Genomic DNA, 23,077 nt, shown 5'->3' on the forward strand with positions numbered 1-23,077 from the left:
GCTTTCCCCCCATGAATGGGGGTTTTTTCATGGGGAAAAATAGGAGACATATTGCACTGGATGAATATGATTGTAGGTGGAATGCCTAAGAAAAGAGAAAATGAGGGATTTCATTAAAAAAATTTCCTGAAATAAAAAGGTATTATGACCTATTTACATTTTTATTTTGAAATGAAAATGTAAAGATTTTAACTTTTTACTATTCAGAACGTTTTTGCACAAAAGAAATTTCAGTTTGGTAAATAACTATATAAATCAAGTAGTATAAGCGTTTATTCAAAATTTTTACAATATTTTAAAGGTGGTCAAAAGCCTATAGTGGCAATGAAATGGGTGCCGATTTTTCTTCTTTGGCAAAATTTTAGTTGGAAATACCTATCTGATAGCAAACTGTAAAATGATAAAAAAATAGTTGATAAAATTAGTTTTCTAATCTAATATTTACTATAGAATATTTTTTATATGATGAGGGGGAAATCCATTGTTTAATGAGAGGGAAGCGTTACGTTTACGATTGGAACAATTAAATGAAGCAGAAGTAAAGGTCATCCGTGAATATCAAATTGAACGAGATGCGATTTACGCAAAACTAAGAGAATTAGACCGTCAAGGTACAGGTCTCGTCACAGATACAAAAAAAGAAGTGCGTACAGAGAGAAAAACGGATTCACTGCCTGTATTAGCTGAGCTGGCTGCACAAGAAATGAGAAGCTACAATCAGCCTGCGCAAACGCAGTCAAACGTTACATCATCTTTAGGAACAGGTCAGCTAAATGGTGCACCTGTAGGTATTCCTGAAGGATCTACAAGACGCAGAAGAGGCACAGCTAGACCTGGATCAAAGGCAGCTAAGCTTCGTGAAGCTGCAATCAAAACATTAAAGCGTCATAATGCGGCGATTAAAAGCTCTGAACTTCAAAAAGAGATTGAAAAAGAGAGCGGTCTTGAAATTCCAAATATGACAACGTTTATGCAAAGCTTAATTAAAATGTACCCAGAAGTGAAGAAACCTTATCGCGGACAGTATATTTTAGAAGGCGACATTCAAACAGAAGACGAATAAATAAAAAAGAAACTGCTGGGCGTAAATGCCAGCAGTTTTTTCTTGCGTACGTGATGAATGAATCACTTTTTTTGATCAACTGTATAGACAATCTTTCGTTCTTTGGGCATGTTGTCGCGCTGTTTTTTAAATCCATCGATCTTCACTGTCATGACCTCTCCACTCCGCTGCACCGCATCAACTTTTGCCTGGAGTGTTTCTACTTGTTCGTTTAGTTTCTTCAAAATCGGTCCTATTTCTTCGGTTGTTTGCAAAATAGGGTCTTGTGAGAACAGCTCGGCATTTGTTTGGGCTGACTGGTCGATATCAGCAAAATGAGAAGCGATCCATTCCTCGCTTTCGGCTAACTGTTTTTGGTAGCTCGTGAGCGTTTCATAAAAAATGGCTTCTTTTGCTTTTTCGATTTGCAGTAATTTTTCTTGTGTTTCATAAAAACGCTCCTGTAGATGCCGGACGCCTTCTTGTAATAAATGAAGCTCTGCGTTTTTATCGCCTAGAGTTTGCTGCAGTTTTTCAATCACAGCGGATAAAGTATTTCCTTTTTTCTCCTCTTTTGCAAGCTGTTTATCTTGGTCTAGTAAACGCTCCTGTAGTTGCTGAGACATTTCCTTATATTTTACAACCTTCAAATGCAATCGGTGCTTTTCCTCTGTTTCTTTTCGTCTATGATAGGTTTCCTTTTGCAGCATTTCATGAAGAAGGACGATTTTATGTAATAATTCCGATTTGCTATAAGAGAGATCCTGTATTTTAGATGATGCTTGGTCTTGGTCAATGGTCATTTCATCCAATTGTTGTTTTAATTGAGTGAAATCCTTTTTCATCTCATGATATTCTTGAGATAGCTTCTTGTTTTTAGCATACGTATACGTGGACTGAAAATCTGAAATCATCTGTTGATATTTGGCCGTTTCAGCTTTTAAAAATAGGTTTTCTTGAGACAGATCATGGAATAGGGGAGAAGCATGGCGCCGGTTCATAGGTAGACCCTCCTTATTCATGTTATCAATAAAGTATGCGGAATGAGTGCGATTAGAACAACCATATTAAAGGGGATGAGATGATGAGTATAGTGAATGTGATACTAGCCGGAGGCGCTTCTAGGCGTTTTGGAGAGCCGAAGGCAAGTCATGTCTATCAGGGGAAACCACTATATGAACATGTGAAAGAGCAACTTTTGAAAGGGGAAACCATCATCATCAGTCACCCGAAGCTTCTGCCTTTTTTCAAAGCAAGAGGGGAACAAGCTGTTTGGTTAGATGATGAACAGGTGCGCGGGTATGGCCCGCTTGCAGGTATATATACCGCTATGCAAAAGCAAGAAGCAGATTGGTATTTAGTGACGGCATGTGATATGCCATTCATACGAAAAGAGACAGCCGTCGCTTTATCTTCTTATTGCCATGAGCATGTAGATGCTGTGGTTCCGATGGTGCAGGGAAGATTACAGCCGTTATTTGCGCTTTATCACCGCCGCAGTCTTCCGTTTATTTCTGCGTGTTTAAAAGAGAATCAATTAGCTATCAAAGACTTACTGCAAAAACTTCACGTCCAGGTTGTTCCAGTCGACGAACTGAACGTAGCACCAAATGAATTTCATAATATCAATAAAAGAAGCGATTTACCTGAAAACGGTATGATATGATACATAAAAACGAGGAGGAGAGAACAATATTGAACGAGCGATATTCAAGGCAAATCTTGTTCCCTCCGGTAGGGAAAAAAGGGCAGTCTGCGCTTGCCGAAAGTCATGTCCTTATTGTTGGAGCTGGTGCACTTGGAACAGCGTCTGCTGAAGGGCTTGTCCGGTCTGGAATTGGTACTTTGACGATTGTAGATCGTGATTATGTCGAATTCTCAAATTTACAGCGGCAGCAGCTGTACACTGAACACGATGCAAAGATGCATGTGCCAAAAGCGGCAGCGGCGAAAAAACGTCTCCAAGAGATCAATCATGAAGTGACCATACACGCCATTATTGAAGATGCAGGAGTAGAGCTGTTAAGACCTTTATTCCGAAAAGCAAATATCGTCATTGATGCGACTGATAATTTTGAGACAAGAATGGTGATGAATGACTTATCTTTAGAAACAAATACGCCTTGGATTTACGGTGCCTGTGTGAGCAGTCAGGGAATGTATTTGACCATTTTGCCAGGCAAAACACCTTGCTTATCCTGTGTGTTTACCTCAGTGCCTGTTGGGGGTTTGACATGTGATACAGCTGGTATTATTTCTCCGGCTGTCCAAATGGTGTCGGCTTATCAGCAAACAGAGGCATTAAAATATTTAACAGGGCATGAAGAGCAAATGGAGCGAAAGTTTGTCACGTTTGATTTGTGGCAGTCGTCTTCGTTTAAAATGGATGTATCTCGTACGAAGCAGGAAAGCTGTCCATCTTGCGGCACACATAGAACGTATCCATATTTAGATGAACAGCGTAAAAAAACAGCGGTTCTTTGCGGACGTGACACCATTCAGATCATATCGAAGGATTTGGAAAACCTTTCATTTCAGCGTGTAAAAGAGCGTCTGTCATCTATTTGTGAGGTGGAAGTGAACGATTTTTTAATTCATATACGCTATGAAACACACCGTATCGTTTGTTTTAAAGGAGGACGTGTATTAATCCATGGGACAAATGATGAAAGAGTAGCCAATTCATTACTAGCAAGACTGCTAGGCATATAGGAGTGAGAAGTGATGGAAAGACGACAGCCAATTCCAGTAGAAGAGGCAGTAAAGAAAGTCCACCAATTTCAAAAACATGGACAAGTCGAATGGGTTCCTTTAAAGAACAGCCTTGGAAGATGGATTGCAGAGGATATTTTAGCAGACCATGATGTTCCTGCCTTTGATCGTTCTCCGTATGATGGTTTTGCACTTCGGGCAGAAGATACAAAGGAAGCATCAAGCGAGCATCCGGTTGAATTTGAGGTCATTGATCATATTGGGGCAGGTATTGTTTCTGCAAAAACGATCGGTCCTTTTCAAGCGATTCGCATCATGACAGGAGCGAAGATTCCAAAAGGAGCAAATGTTGTGATCATGCTCGAATTGACGAAAACGTTTGAAAAAGACGGTAAATCAATGATGTCACTTAAAAGACCTCTGAAAAAGGGTGACAATATTTCTCGGCAAGGAGAAGAGACCCTCAAAGGGAACGTCATGATCAAAAAAGGCTCAAAAGTAACCCCAGGCGTGACGGCGATATTGGCAACGTTCGGGTATGCGGTTGTGCCAGTCGTCAAAAAACCGGTCATCGGTATCATCTCAACAGGTACCGAGCTCCTACAAGTAAGTGATGCCATGGTGGACGGTAAAATTAGAAATAGTAACCTAAGTATGGTGTACGCTCAGGTTCTTGAAGCTGGAGGAGAACCGCTTGATTTAGGCGGTGTATCCGATGATTTTGATCAAAGCTATGAAGCAGTAAAAGCAGCCTTAAGCAAAGTTGATATGCTCATCACAACAGGTGGTGTATCAGTTGGTGATTTTGACTTTTTACCTGCTATTTATGAAAAACTAGGTGCAGAGGTGTTGTTTAATAAAGTGGCCATGAGACCTGGAAGTGTAACGACCGTTGCTGCGTTGCCAAATGGTCAATTGCTTTATGGGCTGTCAGGAAATCCGGCTGCCTGTTTTGTTGGCTTTGAACTATTTGTCAAACCGATCATTTATAAATGGTGTTTGAAAGAAAATCCATTTCCCGTTTTTGCTGAGGCGAAGCTGACACATGATTTTCCAAAAGCCAATCCGTTCACTCGATTTGTTAGAGCATCACTTGATTTCGCTGGCAGCCAGCTGAGTGTGACGCCAACAGGTCTTGATAAATCTAGTGCGGTGACATCTATTGCTCATGCTGATTGTTTCATTGTTTTGCCTGGAGGAACAAGAGGGTTTAGTGCAGGTGACCAGGTCAACGTTCTGCTATTTCACCACGAAGGCGGTGCTCCATGTTGGATGACAAATTAAACATTCTGCAAGTCGTGGGCTATCAAAATAGTGGTAAAACGACGCTGATCGAAAAATTATGTCAGCTGGCGGATGAAGAAGAAATGAAGCTAGGCTGCTTGAAACATCATGGACATGGCGGAAAACCAGACCGTCTGTTCAAACAAAAAGATACGGATCGATATGTTCAAGCGGGTGCGTTTGCTGCTGGTGTGGAGGGAGAAGGTGAATGTCACTTTTTCATGCAGCACATGACGTTTGCACAACTAGTCAACATGTGTCAGCATCTTCCTTTAGATGCCGTCTTGATCGAAGGATACAAACAGGCGCCTTACCGCAAAATCCTGTGTGTCAAAGACGAACAGGAACTCATTGATCTTTCGACACTTTCTCATATACAAGCAGCCATTTATTTCAATAAAGAAATACAGTTCTCCGAGAAATACCCGTTTCCTGTGTTTTCAGCATTTGACAAGCGCGGGATCACATTTGCTTTTAATTTATTGAAGGGGGAAGCCTCGTATGAATGAACTTTTTAACATCACAAAAGAGCCAATTGATGTGAATGAATTGATTCAGCATGTCACAAGACGCAAAGCGGGAGCCATTACGACATTCATAGGAACGGTAAGAGAATGGACAAATGGCAAAAAAACGCTGCGTTTAACATATGAAGCATACATACCAATGGCGGAAAATATGTTGAGTCAAATTGGACAAGAAATAAAAAAACGCTGGCCCGATACAGAAGCTGCTATTGTGCATCGTATTGGCACTCTTGAGATATGTGACATTGCAGTGGCAATAGCTGTTTCATCACCTCATCGGAAAGCTGCATACGAAGCCAATGAATATGCGATTGAACGAATAAAGGAAATAGTTCCTATTTGGAAAAAGGAATACTGGGAAGATGGAGAGGCTTGGATAGGTGATCAGCTTGAAACCGTTTCATACCCGGAAGGAAAACCTAGTACTCTCCAACTTAACGAGAAAGAAGGGAAGCGGCATGATTAGCGTATTATTGTTCGCCGGCCTTGCTGAGAAGGCCGGTAAACAACAAATCATCATTCAAAAAGATCAAACAACGGTTGATGAGATTAAAATAGAATTACAGGAGGTATATGGTGTTGATACTGCACAAAACGTGATGGTTGCAGTCAACGAAATATATACGAGGGGAAATGCTGAAGTGCGTAGCGGGGACACTGTTGCACTCATTCCTCCTGTAAGTGGTGGATAATAGATATTAGAGGATTTGGTTATGGCCAGCGGCTGTAACCAATTTTTTTATGTGTGAAAAGATTGTAGAGGTACTTGGGTATGATCTTCGTAAATAAAACATCCCCGGCGTGCTTTAGAAATGTGAGGATCGAGCTGTTGAATGAGATCATACAATTCGCTGATTCGTCTCACATTGAAATCTGTTTGAGCTTGAAGCTGTTCTTTTAGTTCTTTTGTGCTCACGATGCTTCCCTTTTTTTCTTTAATAATATCTACACACCTTGCTGCGTAGTATATTTTGTCATTAGAAGGTCTGCTCTCTTTCATATCAAGTAATTTGAGCTCATGATAAATCAGTTCTCTTTCCTTTCTAAAGTATTGCCATGCTTCTTGTTCCTTTTCATAAAGTAAAATCAATTGCATTTTCAATTTTTCTCTTAACATTCACTTGACTCCATTTCCACTATCATTTAACCTACCTCTATTTTACATTATATGAAAAAATAACATTTGATCAAGTAAAATCCTTTTATTTTTATTTTTTTAATATGAAAGTATTGATACTAAAGGCTCATCTGTTCTATAAAAGGCGCTAAACATAGTCCTATAAAGCCGGGATTCATTGAAATTACTAGGAATATTTTAACAAAAAATTGTTGTGTCTAACTGAGACCATCTGAATCCAAAGGAAAAGGATATTTATTCCGAAAGACATGTTGTTTACTTCATAAAATGTTTTTCAGTCAGTAAAATCATGATTTTTTCATATGAATATGGTCGGATCAAGGTATCATTTGAAGGATGTCGTTCATGAAAATAGAATAATAGATTCAATCCTATCACTATGAAAATAAGAAAATCAAATGATCTATCACTTATTGGCAATCTTTTGATAAAATAGAAACAACAAGAGTATGAAAAAACGTTTCGATACTTACAGCACATGGAGAGGATGACCTTTGATGAAAGAAACAACGCCAAAACCCACAATAATTGGAGTAAGCACTAGACCATCAGAGCATTTAAAAAGAGTGTGGGAACATCCATTCGTTTGGTGGCCTTTATCATGTGTGCTTGTATTAACAGTTGTTGTCACTTATTTGTCTCAGCTAGTGAATGAAGGATTGTGGGCAGATTTAATTTTGCCAATCCCTTTCGTTTATGTGATCACGCTCATTGGAATTGTCATTAATACTGCCGTATACAAGTTCATCGTCTTTTTAGCAAAAGGTGATGCAACATTTCATCAGCTGTTTTCAGGTGTACTGTATATCACGCCTATTACGATCATTGGTACGATTATTTCTCATTTGGCGATCATTTTTTTTCATGTGCCAAAAGATATCACGGTTACCTCATTAAACGCATTCATTCGAATGTCTGGTCCATGGCATGCCGTGTTAGCAAATATCGATCTTTTTGTGATCTGGAATCTTGTTTTAACAGGCTTTTTATTGATCAAAGTCGGCCGCACTTCGCCAAAAATATCTTGGATCATTGTAGCTGTCTTTTATGTGCTATCTTTAATTTTTCAATATGTAGGAACCACAATCACCATTAACATGTCATTAAGCTGGGGGTAGAATGTTTTTATGAGAAAGAAAATCATCATCGGATCCATTATCATTATTGTGATTGGTCTATTTATTGGATTTAATATTGCAAAAAACCAATCAAAGCCTGCCTCTACGGCATCATTTAAAACAGTCCAACTTGCATCAAAAGAAATAACTTCTACGGTGATGACGCCTGGAACACTTTCATTCTCGGAGGAGCAATTCATTTATACAGAAGAGGAGAAGGGAAGCCTGAATCATATCGCTGTGAAAGAAGGAGAAAAGGTGAAAGTTGGAACACCGCTCCTGACATATGAAAATAAGGAACTGGAGCTTGAAGAACAGCAGCAAGCACTTGCGGCTGAATCAAGTACACTAAAGCTTGAACAATTACAAAATAGACTCAATACATTAGATGAAAATCAGGGAAAAAAGGTGGGCTCTGATTCGAAAAACGAGCGAGATCAGCTTGAACTCGAACTCAAAGCTGCTGAATTAGAACAAAAACAAGCGGAGCTTAACCAAGAAAAAATAAAGGCACAAATAGAAGATTTAACGATACATAGCAAAATTGAAGGAACAGTCATCTCCATCGAGCAAGATGCTGGCGCAGGGAAGCTAGAAGAGAGACAGCCGGTGATCCATATTGGCAATGAGAAAAAAATGATCGTACGAGGCTTAATCACTGAGTATGACGCTATGAAAGTCAAAAAGAAACAAAAAGTAAAGGTAACGTCTGATGTCATTCGCGGAAAGAGCTGGCAAGGAGTGGTGAAAAAAGTGGGCGCTGTGCCTGCCCAGTCAACAGCAGAAACAGCTGCAAGTGATCAAACGGTACAATATCCAGTCGAAATTGAAATAAAAGGGAAAAAGCCGGATGCAAAACCAGGCTTTAAAATGATCATGGAAATTGAAACGGACAAGCGTCAAGTGCTCACAATTCCTGAAACAGCCGTGAAAAAAGAGAAAGATGGTTCATACGTTTATGTTGTTGGAAAGAATGCACTGAAGAAAGTAAAAGTGACATTAGGTGAAACGTCAGGTCATGATCTTGAAGTGACGAAAGGTTTAACAAAAGAAGATCAAATCATTGCAGAGCCATCAGATGACATGTATGACGGAATGGAAGTGAATGCTGAATGATTCAGCTTTCAAACGTGACAAAAAGCTACGAAGTCGCTGAGGAGACATTTGATGTATTAAGTGATGTGGACCTTGTCATTGGTAAAGGCGAGTATATGTCCATTATGGGCCCATCCGGCTCTGGAAAATCAACGTTAATGAATATCATCGGCTGTTTGGACCACCCGACCTCCGGACAGTACCATTTTCAAGGTATGGAGCTGTCGGCAGCAAAGGATCAAGAACTGGCAGTGATTCGAAATCGATCCATTGGTTTTGTTTTTCAACAATTTTATTTACTGCCTAGATTAAATGCGAGGCGAAATGTTGAACTTCCAATGATTTATGCTGGTATCAGTCAAAAGGAAAGAAAAGAACGTGCGGAAATGGCACTTGAAAAGGTTGGTTTGGCAGATCGAATGAAGCATATGCCAAACGAGTTGTCAGGGGGTCAAAAGCAAAGAGTAGCCATCGCACGTGCGATTGTCAATGAGCCGAAGCTCATCTTGGCAGATGAACCAACAGGCGCTCTTGATTCAAAAACGAGCGGCTCGATTATGGAACAGTTTACAAAGCTCAATGAGGAAGGAACAACGGTTGTGCTAGTTACTCATGAAGAAGAAATAGCTGCGTATACAAACCGGATAGTCGTTGTAAGAGATGGACGCCTCGTTCAAGATAGATTGATACAAGGAGACGCAATGAATGAAACTCTTTGAAAATATCAAAATAGCGCTGAATTCTGTCTTAGCTCATAAATTGCGGTCTATTTTAACAATGCTTGGAATTATTATTGGGGTTGGATCAGTGATTGCAGTCGTTGCCATCGGTCAAGGCGGAGAGCAAATGCTGAAAGAATCAATTTCAGGGCCAAACAATACCATTGATATGACCTATACACCCTCTGATGAGGAGTTAAATGCGAATCCTAATGCGTTATTTGAAGCCACATTTACTGAAGAAGACATTCAAAGTGTTCAAGCATTGAATGGGGTTAAACAGGTTGCCTCCTCCACTGCACAAGGCATGCAATTAAGATTCCAAGATACAACAATAGATGCAACGGTCAATGGGATTAATGAAGGCTACACGAATGTACATTCTTTACATATAGCAGAAGGACAGGACTTACGTGAAATCGATTTTAGGAGCGGAAGAAGGGCAGCTGTTATTTCAGAAGGGATACAAAAAGAATTGTTTAATGGAGAGAAGGCAGTAGGCGAGTTGATTTGGATGAATGGACAGCCGGTTGAGGTGATCGGAGTTTTAGCAAAACAGGAAGGGCTGTTTTCATTTGATATGAATGAAATATATGTCCCTTTTGCAATGCTGACAACTGCATTTGGTGTGAAAGAATATGATAAGTTGTCTATTCAAGTCGCACATGCTGATCAAATGAAAGAAGTGGGAAAGAGTGCGGCTGCACGCTTAAATGAAAATCACCATACAGACGATGCTTACGAAATGATCAATCTGGAAGAGATTGCAGCAGGCATTGGTCAGATTACGTCTGTCATGACAACAATCATTGGCTCAATTGCTGGTATCTCATTACTTGTCGGCGGCATTGGTGTCATGAATATTATGCTCGTATCTGTCACAGAAAGAACAAGAGAAATCGGAATTCGAAAGGCACTTGGGGCAACTAGGGCTCAAATACTCGTTCAGTTTTTAATTGAGTCTGTCGTCCTTACACTGATCGGTGGGTTACTTGGAATTGCGCTTGGCTTCGGAGGTGCTTCACTTGTGTCACTGTTTGCAGGGTGGCCTTCTCTTGTATCGTGGCAAATCGTATGTGGAGGCGTCCTATTTAGTATGCTCATTGGTATTATTTTTGGACTGATTCCTGCCAATAAAGCAGCGAGGCTCGATCCTATTGAATCACTTAGATATGAATAATCCTAAAGTTAACGTTCAAGGTGCTGACAAGAAGGTAGAACGAGATATATTGCCTGCTGCTCCGCACCTGAAGCTTTTATGCAAAACGCATAAAGGCTTTTTTTCGTTCAATTGAATGAAATGAAAAATGATAGAAATGCTAATATCATGACTTTCTTCTCAATGTCACATATTTTTCAGTTTACAAATGGTACATATAAAGGTAAGATGACCATTGTGAAAGATTTTGATAGTTATTGAATGTATTTGATTGTTTTGTATTGATAATGTTGAAAAAAGCGATTACAATAAAGGTGCGCGCAAAATGAATACGTTTTCAAAAGGGGGTGTTTTCAATGCTCACACCAGAAAGACATCAACTCATTATCGACTATTTAGAAGAAAACGATGTCATCAAAATACAGGACTTAACGATTATGACGGATGCGTCTGAATCTACAATTAGAAGAGATTTATCAGCCCTCGAAGAAAAAGGCTTTCTTAAAAGAGTTCACGGAGGAGCTGCTAAAATATCTAGTATTCGTCTTGAACCAGATGTGTTTGAGAAATCTGCCAAAAACCTTCATGAAAAGTCATTGATTGCAGAGGCAGCTGCATCACTTTTAAAACAAGGCGATTGTATTTACTTAGATGCTGGTACGACAACACAGCAAATGATTGACTTTATCGATCCAGATCAAGATATCGTGGTGGTGACAAATGGTGTCATGCACATTGAAGCACTCATGAGAAAAGGCATTTCTTTTTACCTGATAGGCGGATCAGTGAAACATCGAACAGGAGCCATGGTGGGAGCCGCAGCTTTGACAGCTATGGAAAATTACCGTTTTGACAAAAGCTTTGTTGGGACGAACGGCATTCATCCCGAGGCAGGGTTTACAACACCTGATCCAGAAGAAGCGCTCATTAAAAAAAGAGCCATGAAGCAGGCGAAAAAAACCTACATCTTAACAGATGCCTCAAAGTTTGGCGAAATATCGTTTTCAACCTTTGCTAGTTTACAGGAAGCCACCATTATCACAAACGACGCAAAAGAGGATTCATTCGATAATTACCATGAAAAAACGGTTATAAAGGTAGTGAAAACATGATTTATACAGTTACTTTAAACCCATCAGTTGATTACATCGTACACGTGGAGGATTTTGCGGTCGGCGGTTTAAATCGTTCAACCTATGACAAAAAATATCCAGGTGGTAAAGGAATCAATGTCTCAAGGCTTTTAAAACGGCACGGTGTTGAATCAAAATCACTTGGATTCATTGGCGGTTTTACAGGCAAATATATTCAAGACTTTTTACAAAACGAACAATTACAAACAGCCTTTCATGAGGTGTCAGAAGATACACGTATCAATGTGAAACTAAAAACAGGCGAAGAAACAGAAATCAACGGGCTCGGTCCAAGTATTACTGAAGCACAGTTCGATTCGTTTTTATCCCAATTCACTTCATTAACAGAAGGCGATGTCGTTGTATTAGCAGGTAGCATTCCTTCTTCACTGCCTCATAACACATATGAGCGCATTGCTGAGGTATGTGCGAAGCAAGGGGTAAGAGTAGTACTTGATATTTCTGGAGAAGCCTTAAAAAAAGCAGCAGATCTGAAACCATTCTTAATGAAACCAAACCATCATGAGTTAGGTGAAATGTTTGAAACCAGTATTTCATCTGCAGAAGAAGCCATTCCTTATGGGAAAAAGCTGTTGGAACAAGGTGCTGAACATGTCATTGTATCTATGGCTGGAGACGGCGCTCTCTTATTCAGTAAGGAAGGGATCTTTCAATCTAATGTTCCAAAAGGCAAGCTGATCAACTCAGTTGGTGCAGGGGATTCAGTCGTTGCAGGATTCTTAGCTGGCGTTTCTAAAGGCCTTTCCATAGAAGAATCATTTAAGCTTGGCGTCACATCAGGAAGTGCTACAGCATTTTCTGAGGAACTTGGAACAAAAGAGCTTGTCAATACATTATTGCCACAAGTAAAAGTCACACGCATTTAAAGGAGGAGTCATCATGAAAATTACAGAACTACTCACGAAGCATACGATTAAGCTTCAATTAGACAGCCAGCAAAAAGAAGCCGTTATTGAAGAACTGGTCACTGTATTAGATACAGCTGGTAAATTAAATGATAAAGAAGGCTACAAAGCAGCTGTTGTTAATCGTGAAAAACAAAGCTCTACGGGAATCGGAGAAGGAATTGCGATTCCTCATGCGAAAACAGCAAGTGTGAAAGAACCTGCCATTGCATTTGGCCGTTCAACAGCTGGTGTAGACTATGAATCATTAGACGGACAGCCAAGTCATCTTGTCTTTATGATTGCAGCAACTGAAGGCGCAAACAACACGCATTTAGAAGCACTTTCTCGTTTATCCACACTTCTCATGCGTGAAGAGATCCGAAAGCAGCTTCTTGAAGCGGCTACTGAAGATGAAATCATTGAAATTATCAATACACATGATAAAGACGATGAAGAAGAAGAGGAAGTCAAAGAGGAACCGGCTGCACCGGGAAAACCTGCTAAAATTTTAGCGGTGACAGCTTGTCCAACAGGCATCGCGCATACATTTATGGCCGCAGATGCTTTGAAAGAAAAAGCAAAAGAAATGGGCGTTGACATTAAAGTTGAGACAAACGGCTCTAGTGGAATTAAACATGCCCTGACAGCAAAAGAAATTGAAGAAGCGCCAGCTATTATTGTGGCAGCTGATAAACAAGTTGAAATGGAACGCTTTAAAGGCAAACATGTCATTGAAGTACCTGTGACAGCTGGAATTCGCCGTCCGCAAGAATTGATCGAAAAAGCCATCAATCAAGATGCGCCGATTTATAAAGGTTCAGGCGGCAGTTCTTCAAAAGATGAAAATGAATCGTCAGGTAAGGGAAGAAGTGGATTCTATAAGCACTTAATGAGCGGTGTAAGCAACATGCTTCCGTTTGTTGTTGGGGGCGGTATCCTCGTTGCGATTTCATTCTTCTGGGGAATTAACTCAGCTGACCCTAAAGATCCTTCTTTCAATTCATTTGCAGCTGTATTAAAAGGGATTGGCGGAGATAATGCACTTGCCTTAATCGTTGCTGTATTAGCTGGATTTATCGCAATGAGTATTGCAGACCGTCCAGGTTTCGCACCAGGTATGGTTGGCGGATTCATGGCCTCTGCAGCAGGTGCTGGATTCTTAGGCGGATTGATTGCTGGTTTCCTTGCTGGTTACATTGTGGTGCTGCTCAAAAAAGTATTCACTTTTGTACCACAGTCGCTCGATGGTATTAAACCAGTTCTGCTCTATCCATTGTTCGGTATTTTCTTTACAGGGATTATCATGCATTACATCGTCAATACGCCTGTCAAAATGGTCATGGACGGATTAACACACTGGCTTGAATCACTGGGTACGGGAAACCTTGTACTAATGGGGATTATTTTAGCTGGTATGATGGCCATTGATATGGGTGGTCCGATTAACAAAGCGGCCTACACATTTGGTCTTGCGATGATTGCTGCTGGCAACTATGCACCGCATGCTGCGATTATGGCAGGCGGAATGGTGCCGCCGCTAGGAATTGCCCTAGCGACAACGATCTTTAGAAACAAATTCTCTAAACGTGACCGCGAAGCAGGTATTACATGTTACTTCATGGGAGCTGCGTTCATTACTGAAGGGGCGATCCCGTTTGCAGCGGCAGATCCTCTGCGCGTCATTCCTTCAGCTGTGATTGGTGCAGCAGTTGCAGGTGGATTAACAGAATTCTTTAGAGTGACGCTTCCTGCACCGCACGGCGGACTATTCGTTTTCTGGGTAACAAACCATCCAGTTCTTTACATCATCAGCATCTTAATCGGTGCCATTGTTACAGCGCTACTTCTCGGAATTCTAAAAAAACCAGTCCGACAAGAAGCTTAATTTGAAAAGAAGCATCGTGAAGAGCGGTGCTTCTTTTTGTTTAATCATCAGCAAATTAGGAAAAAATATCTAATTGAATGGTTGTCTTGTGAATTTTTAAATGACATGTGATAAAGTAAAGTTATTCAATTCGCGTTTCAAGTCTTTTAGCAGAAAGTCTTAGGAGGAAGCAGTATTTTGAACGAAGAAAACAAACAAAACGAAAATGACATTCAATCTGATGGGAAACAAGCCAAAAAAGAGAAGAAAAGTTCTCTGTTTGAATGGATCAAAGCCATTTTAATTGCACTTGCCCTCGTCCTCATCATCCGTACGTTTATTTTTGAGCCGTATGTGGTGGAAGGAGAGTCAATGGAACCAACCCTTCATGATGGAGAAAAGCTGTTTGTCAACAAAACCATCAACTATCTCGGTGGAGTCAAACGTGGTGACATCGTGATTATTAATGGAAAAGACGGTCAGAAAATTCATTATGTCAAACGATTGATCGGCCTTCCAGGCGACACGATTGAAATGAAGGATGATACGCTTTACATTAATGGTAAAAAAGTAGATGAGCCTTATTTAAAAGAGAACAAGGCACATGCCAAAGAGTATGAGGTACATTTAACAGGAGATTTTGGTCCAGTGAAAGTACCGAAAAACGATTACTTTGTTATGGGTGACAACAGACTGAATTCTATGGACAGTCGAAATGGACTCGGACTCATTGAAAAGGATCGGATTGTCGGCACATCAGAATTTGTTTTCTTCCCATTTGGCGATATTCGACAAACACAATAAATACACCTTTCTCATTGCGTAAGAAAGGTGCTTGAATGGACGACCCTTCATGTAGGGTCGTTTTTAATTTGGTGTGAGCATCGTGACAATGATGACAATGGCCAAAACAGAAGCGAAAACGGACCCGATAATCGCCAAAACAGAACGGAATAATCCAATTTTCACATTGTCTTTTCCGCGCTTTTGTAAAAAGCGTTTTGAAAAGATGTGGACCAGTGTGTAAATGAGGACAAGTCCAATATAAAGGCCAAAGTCTCTTGCATTAAAGCCAGTCGCCGATAAATAAATGCCCATAAAGAAAATCAATAAACAGTATTCCATGAGTGTGAGTAATCTCAAATCGCCCGAACTCCTTCAATAAAAACATTCCCACTTATTATACCATATTGGACAAAAAGCCTTTGTTCTTAGCGAGAGACGTTTCTATCAATCGTTATTCATGTTATACTTCATATTGATGAATGAGTGATGGAGGATTAATAAATGATTGCAGTGAATAATGTTAGTTTGCGATTTGCTGATCGTAAATTATTTGAAGAAGTAAATATTAAGTTCACTCCTGGCAACTGCTACGGACTAATTGGTGCCAATGGAGCTGGTAAATCAACGTTCTTAAAGATTCTTTCTGGAGAAATTGAAGCTCAAACGGGCGATGTTCATATGAGTCCTGGTGAACGTTTAGCGATTTTAAAACAGAACCACTTTGAATACGAAGAGTTTGAAGTGTTAAAAGTCGTCATCATGGGTCACAAACGTTTATATGATGTGATGCAGGAAAAAGATGCGATTTATATGAAACCTGATTTCTCAGATGAAGACGGGATTCGTGCAGCAGAGCTTGAAGGTGAGTTTGCTGAGTTAAACGGATGGGAAGCGGAAAGTGAAGCTGCGATCTTATTAAAAGGTCTTGGCATTCCAGAGAGCCTACAATCGAAGAAAATGTCTGAGCTTGGCGGATCTGAAAAGGTAAAAGTGCTTTTAGCTCAAGCTTTATTCGGCAAACCTGACGTTCTCCTTCTCGATGAGCCAACGAACCATTTGGACTTACAAGCGATCCAGTGGCTGGAAGAGTTCCTCATTAACTTTGAGAATACCGTCATCGTCGTATCGCATGACCGTCATTTCTTAAACAAAGTATGTACGCATATTGCAGACCTTGACTTTGGGAAAATTCAAGTGTATGTCGGAAACTATGATTTCTGGTATGAATCAAGCCAGCTGGCATTAAAACTCAGCCAGGATGCCAACAAGAAAAAAGAAGAACAGATTAAGCAGCTTCAAGAATTCGTTGCTCGGTTCAGTGCGAACGCATCTAAATCGAAGCAAGCGACATCAAGAAAGAAATTGCTTGATAAGATTTCGCTAGATGACATTAAACCATCTTCTCGTAAATATCCTTATGTTCATTTTGCGCCAGAGCGTGAAATCGGAAATGATGTCCTTCAAGTAGAAGGTCTATCAAAAACGATTGACGGTGTAAAAGTACTGGATAACGTCAGCTTTATTATGAATCGTGAGGATAAAATTGCGTTCTTAAGCCGTAATGAGCTTGCTGTCTCTACTTTATTTAAAATCCTTGCTGGTGAAATGGAGCCAGACAGCGGGACGTTTAAATGGGGCGTGACAACTTCTCAAGCCTTTTTCCCTAAAGACAACAGTGAATATTTTGAAGGAAGCGATTTAGATCTTGTTGATTGGCTTCGTCAATATTCTCCTAATGATCAAAGTGAAAGCTTCCTGCGTGGTTTCTTAGGCCGTATGCTTTTCTCTGGGGAAGAAGTGAAGAAAAAAGCAAGCGTCTTATCAGGTGGAGAAAAGGTTCGTTGTATGTTATCAAAAATGATGCTGTCTGGAGCGAATATTTTGCTGTTAGACGAGCCGACGAACCATTTAGACCTAGAGTCCATCACAGCGCTGAATAACGGTCTAATGAGCTTTAAAGGGGCTATGCTCTTCTCATCTCATGACCATCAGTTTGTTGAAACAGTTGCAAATCGGATTATCGAAGTGACGCCAAACGGCATTGTTGATAAACAAACAACTTATGATGAGTTCTTATCAGATCAAGACATCCAAAAAAGACTACAAGAGCTGTATGGATAAACATAAAGAAAAGACATCCACATGTGGATGTCTTTTTTCTTTAAAAAGCCCAATTTCCATTACGGAAAATCGGTTCACGTTTACCATCTTTTGTGATCCCATCAATATTCATTTCCTTTGAACCAATCATGAAATCGACGTGTGTAATACTGCTGTTCACACCCGCTGCGTCTAATTCCTCTCGTTTCATCTCTTTACCGCCTTCGATATTAAATGCATAACCGCTGCCGATGGCAAGGTGATTGGATGCATTTTCATCGTAAAGTGTATTGTAATAGAGGATATTTGAGTTAGAAATTGGTGAATCATCTGGTACAAGGGCAACCTCACCTAGATAATGTGAGCCTTCATCTGTTTCAACGAGAGAGGTTAAAATGTCTTCGCCCTCTTTTGCTTTCACATCTACAATGCGCCCATTTTCAAAGGTTAACGTAAATTCATCGATAATGTTTCCTGCATAACTAAGTGGCTTTGTGCTAGAGACAGTCCCGTTTACACCATCTTTTTTAGGTACGGTAAAGACCTCTTCTGTCGGCATATTGGCCATGAATGATACGCCGCGTTCACTCACGCTGCCAGCACCTACCCAAATATGCTGCTCTGGAAGTTCAATCGTTAAATCTGTACCTGGTGCTTCATAGTGCAGCTTGTGGTAATGACGTTCATTTAATACTTTTACTTTTTCATTTAGTGATTCATCATGCTTTTTCCACGCTTCAACAGGATCTGGCTGATCAGCGCGGGCGACTTTAAAGATTTGGTCCCATAATAATGCAACAGCTTCTTCATCGGCATGCTTAGGGAAAATCTTTTTCGCCCAATCTTTTGATGCAGCACCGACGACTGTCCATGCGACTTTGTCAGATTGAACGTATTGACGATATGTATGAAGTGCTGAACCTGCAGCTTTTTGCTGTGAAGCAATTTTTTTCGAGTCAATGCCACTTAGAAGATCAGGGCTTTCTGACAAGATCGTAATAAAAGCACCGCCACGTTTTGCGATGGTTTCCATCATCTGTGCTTCCCATTCTGGAAATTGCTCAAACACATCTTGTGGGGCATGTTCATATTTTAAACGGGTAAGAACACCATCACTCCAGCGGATATGTACGTTTTTCGCTCCGCGCTCATATGCGTGTTTTGCCACAAGGCGGACAAGGTCTACAGATTCAGTGAACGCAGATACGACCACTTCTTGACCACTTTGAACATTTACACCTACTTCAACGATGGTTTTTGCATATTGATCTAGTTGTTTTTCGAATGAACTCATAAAAACCCTCCTTTAGTCATGTTCATCATATCAGATTTAAGACCGAAAAGGAAAATGGGGAGCCGTCCCGAAGCAAAATAAAAAAGCCGCTTTCGTGCGGCTTTTTAGCGGTTCAGTTGTTTCACAGGCTGTGCATTAGAAGGGGGCATATGTGAAAACGACAGGCTCATTCCTCCTAAAATAATACCGGTTAAAATGACTGTGACAACGACCCGTTTACCTAAATCAAGCAACATGTTCTTCCTCCTTCACGTTTATCCATTCATCACGATATGATCGAAATGATGAAAAAAGAAGTAGAACATGAAGATTATTTTAATGTTTTTTGCAATTTGTCGATTACTTCTAATGAACGACCCGTTCCAATTGCGACAGATTCAAGTGGATTTGCTGCGATATGAACTGGGACGACAATTTCTTGAGAGAGCCATTCTTGAATGCCGTTTAATAGTGCACCACCGCCAGTTAGAATGACGCCGCGGTCTACGATATCACCACTCAGTTCTGGAGGGCTGTCTTCTAATGTAGCCCGAATCGCCTCTAAAATATGAAGAAGTGATTCTCGCATAGCACCTTGAATTTCTGTTGATTCAAGTGTAATTGTTTTTGGAAGACCTGTGACAAGGTCGCGTCCACGTACTTCTAATGACTCAGGTTCGTGTTCAATGAGTCCATAACCAATTTCCATTTTTACCTGCTCAGCTGTCCGTTCACCGATCAGTAAATTGTATTTCTTTCTCACAAAAGTAATGATATCTTCATCCAGTTGATCTCCGCCAATTCGGATCGAGTGGCAAGAGACAACCCCGCCAAATGAAATGATCGCTACCTCTGTCGTTCCTCCGCCAATATCTACAACGACGTTGGCAACAGGCTCGTCCACCGGGAGATCAGCACCGATCGCAGCTGCGACGGGTTCTTCAATTAAATGCACATGCTTGGCCCCGCAATTTTTGACAGCATCGCTGATCGCGCGGCGTTCGACAGCTGTTGAACCTGATGGTGTACAAACAACCACAGTCGGCTTTCTAAAGGTAAACCCAATATTTTTTCCTGCTTTTTTCATAATTTGTTTGAGTAAATCGGTTGTCATATCATAATCAGCGATGACACCATCTTTCATCGGACGGATCGCTACAATTTTTCCAGGTGTTTTCCCAATCATCTCTTTTGCTTCTGACCCCACTGCAAGGACAGTTTTTGTTTCCGTATCTACTGCCACAACGGATGGTTCATTGAGAATAATTCCTTTATTTTTACTGTAAACCAATATGTTAGCTGTTCCTAAATCAATTCCAATTTCGGCATTTTGAAACATGTTTTCACCCAATCTCTATTTTTGCTGTTTTAAACAATTTTACATTTAAAAGTTCAGAGGGTTGAGGTCATTTGTGGGGGTTTGTGATCACCTTGAAATGAATCTGTAAAATTCAAGTCTCATTTTGACATTCACAATAAATTTTCCCTTTGGTTTTTCGATTTTGAAAAAAATTTTTATGCAGGAGAAACCTTTTAAGAATCTCTTACGTCTACGATATATCAATTGGTGAAAAACAGATTGATCTTGAGCTAATGAAAGAAAGAGGGAACGAAATTGAAATCTATCGGAGTTGTAAGAAAAGTAGATGAACTAGGGCGTATTGTGATGCCAATCGAATTGAGAAGAGCACTTGATATCGCTATTAAAGACAGTATGGAATTTTTTATAGATGGAGAGAAAATCGTCTTGAAAAAATATCAGCCAGAGGGCGTCTGCCTGATGACTGGCGAGATTACTTCTGAGAACCACGAGTATGGAAATGGTCAAATTACATTAAGCGCTGAAGGCGCAGAACTGCTGCTAAAAGAGCTTCAAGAAGCCCTTCAGCAGTAAATAAAAATAGCCTGTTCTCTCCCATTGTGCTGAGAGCAGGCTATTTTTTCTAAAAAAGTTCCTTAAAAATGCCGCATCTCCCTCAAAAAATAAGTGGAAAATGGTACAATTGACAAAGAATCTCAGGGCGGCAGGTGGAATTATTTGAACAAAACATATCAAGTACGGATTCTGTTATCCGTTCTTGCATTTATATTAATTTTGAGCTGGGATTTCTTTTATTATCTTAGCGGCTATCACATTAATTGGCCGCTCGATCTAGCCTTTACAGTCGTTGTTTTGGTCGGTATTTGGGTCATCTCAGGCCATGTGGACCGGCTGAATTTACTTGTCTCAGATTTAAATAAACGAGAAAAAGAAGCACATGAACTGACAGAGCGGCTGAATCGAATAACAGATAACTTGCAAGAAATCGTCTTTGAAACCAATGAAAAAGGTGAAATCATTTTTTTAAATCAAGCATGGAAACAAATGACGGGTTACGACATAGAGGAGTGTCTAGGTACGATGTACAATCAGTACTTTGATCAAGAAGAGCATGTCGTTCAGCATTTGTTGTCTGTGATCAAAGAGCATAAGGATGAGGGGCGGGTGGAGCTACAGCTTCTCCATAAAGAAGGAAAAAAGGTATGGGGAGATGTGCATTATAAGCTTTATTTCGATGAACAGCACCAGTTTACTGGAGGTATTGGAACGGTTGCAGATATCACGAAACAAAAGCAGGCAAAGCTTGAACTTGAAAGATCAAATCAGCAATTGCAAATGCAGGCACAAAAGCTGGCTGTTGCAGGACAAATAGCCGCTGGCATTGCCCATGAAGTCAGAAATCCGCTCACCTCAGTCAATGGATTTTTGCAGCTGATGAAAACGCAATATCCTGAAAGAACCGATTATTTTGATATCATCTTTTCTGAAATTAAACGCATTGATTTTGTTTTAAGTGAGCTGCTTGTCTTAGCAAAACCTCAATCGATTCAATTTCAAGAAGTACAGCTCCATGATTTGCTAGAGCAGGTGATTACCTTATTAAACACAAATGCCGTTCTTTCAAATATTGATCTCAAACAGCCATTTAAAAAGCAGGATGCTGGCACGATATTAGCAGACGCCAATCAAATGAAGCAGCTGTTCATTAACTTAATCAAAAATGCGATCGAGGCAATGCCTGAAGGCGGCAGTATATACATATCAACAGAAAAAGTGATAAATGAATGGAAAATCACGATTCAGGATGAAGGAAAAGGAATGTCCGAAGAGGACATTCTGAAAATATATGATCCTTTCTTTTCGACTAAAAAAGAAGGTACAGGACTTGGTTTAACGATCTGTGCGACGATCTTAAAAGATCACCATGGAAGAATGGATGTAAAGAGCGAGCTCAGCAAAGGGACGGCTTTTGATATTTACTTACCTGTGTATCAAAAAAGCAGATAGTAGCAAGGTGAGAGGATGTGATGTGTGATGACGAAGGAGAAGGAGACAAAGACGTTATTTGTGTATGGGACACTTTTAAAGCACGAAAAGTATCACGAGACATTGATGAAAGAAAGCAGTCCATTAGCAGCATCTGCTTGGATAAAGGGGAGACTGTACAATACAGGTGAGGATTACCCTGTGTGTGTTGTCTCGGAACAAAACACAGTATATGGAGAATTGTATGAGGTCAGTGATGAAACGCTGCATAAGATAGATGAGCTAGAGGAAGGGTATGACCAGCAGGAAATAGAGGTTATGACAGACCAGGGGCCAAGATCAGCCGTTGCTTATACAATATGTAAGCAGAAGGCATCGAGTCTGAAGGAGATTGAAAGCGGCTGCTGGAAGTCATATCAACTATGGGAGCGCAAACCGTCTTCCTTCTATTATTTTGCCTATGGGTCCTGCATGGATGATGCAAGGTTTAAGCTTGCGAAAGTGGATCATTATTTTAAACAAATCATCGGCGGCGGCACACTTGGTCGTTTTACCACAAGGTTTACATTGGTGCGTCCTGATGGATCAAGAGCAGATATGGTAGAAGACGGCGGAGAAACAGAGGGTGTTCTATATGAAGTCCCTTTTGATGCCATTCGTTATTTGTACAAACGAGAAGGTGTAAATGAAGGGACTTATCGTCCAGCATTTGTCGATGTCACAGTAGGTGATCAAGTGTATGAGGACTGCTTAACGTTTCTCGTTTTAAAAAAGAGCGAAGAAATTGCGCCTCCTGGTCATTATCGCAGTGAAATCGAAAAAGGAGCAGACCTTTACTTAAGTGAAGCGTTCCGTAAAAAAATACGGTCGCATATGGATTCATTAATGAAACCGTAGTAAAATGCATGGTAA

Annotated in this window: 25 protein-coding genes; 19 read left to right on the forward strand and 6 right to left on the reverse strand. The window is 40.4% G+C overall.

Features of this window, described 5'->3' with window-relative positions:
* Positions 1-481: 481 nt before the first annotated feature.
* Positions 482-1,063, forward strand: coding sequence for a hypothetical protein (locus tag ABG082_RS06875; protein ID WP_007498648.1), 582 nt, complete (start codon positions 482-484; stop codon positions 1,061-1,063).
* A gap of 62 nt (positions 1,064-1,125) precedes the next feature.
* Here the strand turns inward: ABG082_RS06875 and ABG082_RS06880 are convergent, their stop codons facing one another.
* Entirely contained in the window at positions 1,126-2,043 is a 918-nt protein-coding gene (locus ABG082_RS06880) for a hypothetical protein (RefSeq protein WP_058213811.1), read from the reverse strand.
* Between the two features lie 83 nt (positions 2,044-2,126).
* On the opposite strand from ABG082_RS06880, the gene ABG082_RS06885 reads away from it, so the two are divergent.
* The 6 genes from ABG082_RS06885 to moaD are packed head-to-tail and all read left to right on the forward strand — an operon-like array spanning position 2,127 to position 6,257.
* Positions 2,127-2,708 carry a molybdenum cofactor guanylyltransferase gene (locus ABG082_RS06885; RefSeq protein ID WP_282833582.1) on the forward strand — a complete coding sequence of 194 codons (582 nt, stop codon included), beginning with the start codon at positions 2,127-2,129 and terminating at the stop codon, positions 2,706-2,708.
* 29 nt (positions 2,709-2,737) lie between these two features.
* Complete coding sequence (locus ABG082_RS06890) at positions 2,738-3,754, forward strand: ThiF family adenylyltransferase (protein WP_348936703.1); 1,017 nt, start codon at positions 2,738-2,740, stop codon at positions 3,752-3,754.
* Between the two features lie 9 nt (positions 3,755-3,763).
* Positions 3,764-5,038 (forward strand): gephyrin-like molybdotransferase Glp, encoded by a 1,275-nt coding sequence (glp, locus tag ABG082_RS06895; RefSeq protein WP_348936704.1) that lies wholly within the window; start codon positions 3,764-3,766, stop codon positions 5,036-5,038.
* On the forward strand, positions 5,020-5,547 hold the full coding sequence (mobB, locus tag ABG082_RS06900) for a molybdopterin-guanine dinucleotide biosynthesis protein B (protein ID WP_348936705.1): 528 nt from the start codon (positions 5,020-5,022) through the stop codon (positions 5,545-5,547). The genes glp and mobB overlap by 19 nt, the downstream gene beginning before the upstream one ends.
* Positions 5,540-6,031, forward strand: coding sequence for a molybdenum cofactor biosynthesis protein MoaE (locus ABG082_RS06905; protein ID WP_041092418.1), 492 nt, complete (start codon positions 5,540-5,542; stop codon positions 6,029-6,031). The genes mobB and ABG082_RS06905 overlap by 8 nt, the downstream gene beginning before the upstream one ends.
* Positions 6,024-6,257, forward strand: a complete 234-nt coding sequence (gene moaD / locus ABG082_RS06910; RefSeq protein ID WP_008345159.1) for a molybdopterin converting factor subunit 1 — start codon at positions 6,024-6,026, stop codon at positions 6,255-6,257. The genes ABG082_RS06905 and moaD overlap by 8 nt, the downstream gene beginning before the upstream one ends.
* 47 nt (positions 6,258-6,304) lie before the next feature.
* On the opposite strand, the gene ABG082_RS06915 is transcribed toward moaD, so the two are convergent.
* A complete protein-coding gene (locus ABG082_RS06915; RefSeq protein WP_008345156.1) occupies positions 6,305-6,682 on the reverse strand; it encodes a hypothetical protein in 378 nt (125 codons plus the stop codon).
* A 518-nt stretch (positions 6,683-7,200) separates the two neighbouring features.
* Between ABG082_RS06915 and ABG082_RS06920 the strand changes: the two genes are divergently transcribed.
* The 8 genes from ABG082_RS06920 (at position 7,201) to lepB (ending at position 15,503) form a co-directional block, all read left to right on the forward strand.
* Complete coding sequence (locus tag ABG082_RS06920) at positions 7,201-7,821, forward strand: YIP1 family protein (RefSeq protein ID WP_348936706.1); 621 nt, start codon at positions 7,201-7,203, stop codon at positions 7,819-7,821.
* 9 nt (positions 7,822-7,830) lie between these two features.
* On the forward strand, positions 7,831-8,937 hold the full coding sequence (locus ABG082_RS06925) for an efflux RND transporter periplasmic adaptor subunit (RefSeq protein ID WP_348936707.1): 1,107 nt from the start codon (positions 7,831-7,833) through the stop codon (positions 8,935-8,937).
* On the forward strand, positions 8,934-9,635 hold the full coding sequence (locus ABG082_RS06930; protein ID WP_017367165.1) for an ABC transporter ATP-binding protein: 702 nt from the start codon (positions 8,934-8,936) through the stop codon (positions 9,633-9,635). The genes ABG082_RS06925 and ABG082_RS06930 overlap by 4 nt, the downstream gene beginning before the upstream one ends.
* A complete protein-coding gene (locus tag ABG082_RS06935; RefSeq protein WP_041092427.1) occupies positions 9,622-10,815 on the forward strand; it encodes an ABC transporter permease in 1,194 nt (397 codons plus the stop codon). The genes ABG082_RS06930 and ABG082_RS06935 overlap by 14 nt, the downstream gene beginning before the upstream one ends.
* A gap of 335 nt (positions 10,816-11,150) precedes the next feature.
* Positions 11,151-11,906, forward strand: a complete 756-nt coding sequence (locus tag ABG082_RS06940) for a DeoR/GlpR family DNA-binding transcription regulator (RefSeq protein WP_008345143.1) — start codon at positions 11,151-11,153, stop codon at positions 11,904-11,906.
* On the forward strand, positions 11,903-12,814 hold the full coding sequence (pfkB, locus tag ABG082_RS06945; RefSeq protein ID WP_348936708.1) for a 1-phosphofructokinase: 912 nt from the start codon (positions 11,903-11,905) through the stop codon (positions 12,812-12,814). Before ABG082_RS06940 ends, pfkB begins: the two co-directional genes overlap by 4 nt.
* A gap of 13 nt (positions 12,815-12,827) precedes the next feature.
* A complete protein-coding gene (locus ABG082_RS06950; protein ID WP_008345139.1) occupies positions 12,828-14,720 on the forward strand; it encodes a PTS fructose transporter subunit IIABC in 1,893 nt (630 codons plus the stop codon).
* Positions 14,721-14,930: 210 nt separating this feature from the next.
* Positions 14,931-15,503 (forward strand): signal peptidase I, encoded by a 573-nt coding sequence (gene lepB, locus ABG082_RS06955; protein WP_034647709.1) that lies wholly within the window; start codon positions 14,931-14,933, stop codon positions 15,501-15,503.
* A gap of 63 nt (positions 15,504-15,566) precedes the next feature.
* On the opposite strand, the gene ABG082_RS06960 is transcribed toward lepB, so the two are convergent.
* Positions 15,567-15,842: a hypothetical protein gene (locus ABG082_RS06960; RefSeq protein WP_348936709.1), complete on the reverse strand. Its 276-nt coding sequence runs from the start codon at positions 15,840-15,842 to the stop codon at positions 15,567-15,569.
* Positions 15,843-15,986: 144 nt separating this feature from the next.
* Here ABG082_RS06960 and ABG082_RS06965 point away from each other — a divergent pair, with 144 nt between their 5' ends.
* Complete coding sequence (locus ABG082_RS06965) at positions 15,987-17,606, forward strand: ATP-binding cassette domain-containing protein (RefSeq protein WP_348936710.1); 1,620 nt, start codon at positions 15,987-15,989, stop codon at positions 17,604-17,606.
* Positions 17,607-17,646: 40 nt separating this feature from the next.
* On the opposite strand, the gene ABG082_RS06970 is transcribed toward ABG082_RS06965, so the two are convergent.
* The 3 genes from ABG082_RS06970 to mreBH form a co-directional block, all read right to left on the reverse strand.
* Positions 17,647-18,879 carry an aminopeptidase gene (locus ABG082_RS06970; RefSeq protein WP_282833586.1) on the reverse strand — a complete coding sequence of 411 codons (1,233 nt, stop codon included), beginning with the start codon at positions 18,877-18,879 and terminating at the stop codon, positions 17,647-17,649.
* A gap of 104 nt (positions 18,880-18,983) precedes the next feature.
* A complete protein-coding gene (locus tag ABG082_RS06975) occupies positions 18,984-19,115 on the reverse strand; it encodes a protein YkpC (RefSeq protein ID WP_003210922.1) in 132 nt (43 codons plus the stop codon).
* A 74-nt stretch (positions 19,116-19,189) separates the two neighbouring features.
* Complete coding sequence (gene mreBH / locus ABG082_RS06980; protein ID WP_017359401.1) at positions 19,190-20,197, reverse strand: rod-share determining protein MreBH; 1,008 nt, start codon at positions 20,195-20,197, stop codon at positions 19,190-19,192.
* A gap of 276 nt (positions 20,198-20,473) precedes the next feature.
* On the opposite strand from mreBH, the gene ABG082_RS06985 reads away from it, so the two are divergent.
* The 3 genes from ABG082_RS06985 (at position 20,474) to ABG082_RS06995 (ending at position 23,062) form a co-directional block, all read left to right on the forward strand.
* A complete protein-coding gene (locus tag ABG082_RS06985) occupies positions 20,474-20,752 on the forward strand; it encodes an AbrB/MazE/SpoVT family DNA-binding domain-containing protein (RefSeq protein WP_008345129.1) in 279 nt (92 codons plus the stop codon).
* 144 nt (positions 20,753-20,896) lie between these two features.
* Entirely contained in the window at positions 20,897-22,186 is a 1,290-nt protein-coding gene (locus ABG082_RS06990) for an ATP-binding protein (protein WP_348936711.1), read from the forward strand.
* Positions 22,187-22,213: 27 nt separating this feature from the next.
* Positions 22,214-23,062 (forward strand): gamma-glutamylcyclotransferase, encoded by an 849-nt coding sequence (locus ABG082_RS06995; protein WP_348936712.1) that lies wholly within the window; start codon positions 22,214-22,216, stop codon positions 23,060-23,062.
* Positions 23,063-23,077: the final 15 nt, after the last annotated feature.

The organism is Bacillus sp. BS1807G30, assembly GCF_040047675.1.
GTDB classification, from domain to species: Bacteria; Bacillota; Bacilli; order Bacillales; family Bacillaceae; genus Bacillus; species Bacillus altitudinis.

Coding starts and splice junctions, on each gene's coding strand:
- ABG082_RS06880 (WP_058213811.1), bottom strand. CDS start 2,043: ATGAACCGGCGCCATGCTTCTCCCCTATTCCATGATCTGTCTCAAGAA.
- ABG082_RS06885 (WP_282833582.1), top strand. CDS start 2,127: ATGAGTATAGTGAATGTGATACTAGCCGGAGGCGCTTCTAGGCGTTTT.
- mobB (WP_348936705.1), top strand. CDS start 5,020: ATGTTGGATGACAAATTAAACATTCTGCAAGTCGTGGGCTATCAAAAT.
- ABG082_RS06905 (WP_041092418.1), top strand. CDS start 5,540: ATGAATGAACTTTTTAACATCACAAAAGAGCCAATTGATGTGAATGAA.
- moaD (WP_008345159.1), top strand. CDS start 6,024: ATGATTAGCGTATTATTGTTCGCCGGCCTTGCTGAGAAGGCCGGTAAA.
- ABG082_RS06915 (WP_008345156.1), bottom strand. CDS start 6,682: ATGTTAAGAGAAAAATTGAAAATGCAATTGATTTTACTTTATGAAAAG.
- ABG082_RS06920 (WP_348936706.1), top strand. CDS start 7,201: ATGAAAGAAACAACGCCAAAACCCACAATAATTGGAGTAAGCACTAGA.
- ABG082_RS06925 (WP_348936707.1), top strand. CDS start 7,831: ATGAGAAAGAAAATCATCATCGGATCCATTATCATTATTGTGATTGGT.
- ABG082_RS06930 (WP_017367165.1), top strand. CDS start 8,934: ATGATTCAGCTTTCAAACGTGACAAAAAGCTACGAAGTCGCTGAGGAG.
- ABG082_RS06935 (WP_041092427.1), top strand. CDS start 9,622: ATGAAACTCTTTGAAAATATCAAAATAGCGCTGAATTCTGTCTTAGCT.
- ABG082_RS06940 (WP_008345143.1), top strand. CDS start 11,151: ATGCTCACACCAGAAAGACATCAACTCATTATCGACTATTTAGAAGAA.
- pfkB (WP_348936708.1), top strand. CDS start 11,903: ATGATTTATACAGTTACTTTAAACCCATCAGTTGATTACATCGTACAC.
- ABG082_RS06950 (WP_008345139.1), top strand. CDS start 12,828: ATGAAAATTACAGAACTACTCACGAAGCATACGATTAAGCTTCAATTA.
- ABG082_RS06965 (WP_348936710.1), top strand. CDS start 15,987: ATGATTGCAGTGAATAATGTTAGTTTGCGATTTGCTGATCGTAAATTA.
- ABG082_RS06970 (WP_282833586.1), bottom strand. CDS start 18,879: ATGAGTTCATTCGAAAAACAACTAGATCAATATGCAAAAACCATCGTT.
- ABG082_RS06975 (WP_003210922.1), bottom strand. CDS start 19,115: ATGTTGCTTGATTTAGGTAAACGGGTCGTTGTCACAGTCATTTTAACC.
- mreBH (WP_017359401.1), bottom strand. CDS start 20,197: ATGTTTCAAAATGCCGAAATTGGAATTGATTTAGGAACAGCTAACATA.
- ABG082_RS06995 (WP_348936712.1), top strand. CDS start 22,214: ATGACGAAGGAGAAGGAGACAAAGACGTTATTTGTGTATGGGACACTT.